General features: G+C 60.5%; 1 protein-coding gene and 1 pseudogene. One reads left to right on the top strand and one right to left on the bottom strand.

Annotation, left to right across the window (positions count from 1 at the left end; genetic code table 11):
- Window positions 1–235, top strand: a 235-nt coding sequence (locus tag Q4543_RS24320; protein ID WP_303442717.1) for a hypothetical protein, incomplete at its 5' end; no start/stop codon positions are given.
- 687 nt (window positions 236–922) lie between these two features.
- On the opposite strand, the pseudogene Q4543_RS24315 reads toward Q4543_RS24320, so the two are convergent.
- Window positions 923–1,527 (bottom strand): annotated as a pseudogene (locus tag Q4543_RS24315) (transposase).
- Window positions 1,528–1,602 lie beyond the last annotated feature (75 nt).

Genomic DNA, 1,602 nt, shown 5'->3' with positions numbered 1-1,602 from the left:
CGCGACTGACAAGCTCGGCCCGCCGGTGAGCGCGAGGCCCGTCGTGAGCTACACCATCAGTTGGGACATCATCGGGCTGCGGCCTGTTCTGCGGATATGGCCTCGAGCTCGGGTCGGCGATCAGCATAGCGCTGGCAACGGGACCGCCCCTGAGAATGGAGCGCAGAATACCGGCGGTTTCGACCAGTGTTCCGTCGGCAGCGACGGCTTGCTCGATGCGTTCTTCCAGCTCTGAGATCCTGATATCGAGCAGAGCCTTCAAATCCATGTCGGTGAACAGTCCAACGCTCGCGCGGTTTTCGTGTGCCTTGATCTGGGCAAGTAGCCGCTTTGGCATTTCGACAAGTTGCGCTCGCTTCTATGTCAAAGCTCTGATCGCGCGCAACTTTCAGGCCGGATGGCTACGTCCCGCCTCGGGGCGCAATACCATGACGCGAGCGATGAGTTCCGCATCGATCCGTCTTGGCCCGGGTACCACGGCTGGCGGCAATTGACGCACGACGATCCGCAGCGCGCCCAGCGAAGCCCATAACCGCCACTCCTCCCCGCTGGTAGCTTCGAAGCAGACCAGAGCGCCACGCCGCAGCGCGAGAGACGCCATCCGGGCATGGCCCTCCGATGTGTTCGGCGACCGAAGGTCGCGTCGTATCGGGCAGGCAATAGATGTCCAGCCAGTCGCGCGAGACGTCTATGCCGATGTCCTGTTCGGATGATAGCGCGCTCATGCTCTCGTCCTTCTGCTCCGTAGTCCATGTCGGCCGCATCCAACTGTTCGAGATGATGAAAGAGAGACGGTGCTGGCTCGCTAGCAGACGTGGTCAGGCCACAAGGCCCAGACGCCATACACCGCCCCGTCACCTGCCTCGACCAAGAAAGGTGACCGAGGCAAAATAGCAGAGCAGGGATGCAGAAGGCCCAGGATTCATAGCGAATAGATGACGGTTGCGGCGAGAGCGACGGCTGAGAAGAATAGTTTGGGGCGCCAGTCGTAACGGTTTTCACACGCCGCCAGTCCTCGAGCCTGCCGAACATGATTTCGATCCGGTTACGGCGCTTGCAGCGACGCTTGTCCCTTGCACTGCAGGCCATTGCAAAGCGATGTCCCGAGATGGGAATTTCGCGGTTGTCTTGCGTCTCATTCAGCCAGGGATGCAGGCGCGTATCCCTCTGTTTTGAAAGGATTATCTGAACCAATCGGCGTCGTAGCCCCGATCCCTGAGCAACCGATATACAGTCGGCAGGCTGTCAAGCAGTGCCCCTGCCCCGATGTAGTGCCCGGCAGAGACGAAGAAACTGATCGGGCGGCCCTTGCTGTCGCGGATGGCATGTAGCGTCGTGTTCATGCCGCCCTTGGTGCGACCAATCAGCCCTCCCCTTTTTGACGCCGAGACTGGACGCGGCGCCCCTCTCACACATGACTGTGCAATGCCCTGCCGGGCAGCGAACGCGAGGCTTGCCGTGAAGCTTGGGGAAGAATGGCTCAACACACGCTATCTGCGCCGCGCTCAGCCAGAAGAGATCAGACAGGCTCTGTTGCACAAAGCCTGTGAGGGATTCACCTTGCGAATCCAGTGCGATAACTGGAGGGGATGAGCAGACCGA

The organism is Salipiger sp. 1_MG-2023, assembly GCF_030547555.1.
Taxonomy (GTDB): Bacteria; Pseudomonadota; Alphaproteobacteria; order Rhodobacterales; family Rhodobacteraceae; genus Salipiger.
The sequence above is the reverse complement of the archived record's forward strand: the minus strand, read 5'-3'. Positions and strand labels throughout refer to the sequence as shown.